The 569-nt window shown below is 61.9% G+C and carries 1 protein-coding gene and 1 pseudogene; one reads left to right on the top strand and one right to left on the bottom strand.

Annotated elements, in window-relative coordinates; translation table 11 throughout:
• A partial coding sequence (locus tag HX846_RS38705; RefSeq protein WP_178967637.1) for a LysR family transcriptional regulator occupies positions 1-127 on the bottom strand: 127 nt, incomplete at its 3' end.
• Between the two features lie 202 nt (positions 128-329).
• Here HX846_RS38705 and HX846_RS38700 point away from each other — a divergent pair.
• A pseudogene (locus HX846_RS38700) lies at positions 330-569 on the top strand (MaoC family dehydratase N-terminal domain-containing protein); the annotation flags it as partial.

Raw genomic sequence — 569 nt, 5'->3', positions numbered from 1 at the left:
CCTCCAGGGCCTTGATCCGCGCACTGGCGGCGGCCGGCGAAAGGAACGCGCGCTTGGCGCCCTGGGTCAGGCTGGGGGATTCGGCGATATGGATAAACAGGCGTAAGTCAGCCAGATCAAAGTGCATGCAAGGCTCCGGGGCAGCGACGAAGAACCCATGTGGGAGCAGGCAAGCCAGCTCCCACATTGATCATCCGGGTTCTTGAGATCTTTTTATGGGCGATGGCGTTCAGCATAGCCGAACGCTGCTTTATTGAAATGCAAATTCTCAGAACGGCCAGGGCCCAGCATGATCCGGTTCAGATTCCCTGCCCGAGGACATGCACCTGATGAGCGCCACAGACTGGATCGGCCGTAGCGAAACAGCCCACGACCACTTGAGCCACAACCTGCTCAAACGCATCGCCGCCACCTTTGGCGAAGCGGCACCGGCAGATGGCGAGCCGGTTCCGCCCTTGTGGCAATGGTGCTTTTTCCAGGACCCGCTGCCCGAATCCGCCCTGGGCGGTGACGGTCATCCGGCCCGTGGCGGCTTCCTGCCGCCCGCCGATAATCGCAACCGCATGTGG

Origin of the sequence: Pseudomonas sp. K5002, assembly GCF_013386655.1 — a bacterium.
GTDB lineage: Bacteria > Pseudomonadota > Gammaproteobacteria > Pseudomonadales > Pseudomonadaceae > Aquipseudomonas.
The sequence above is the reverse complement of the archived record's forward strand: the minus strand, read 5'-3'. Positions and strand labels throughout refer to the sequence as shown.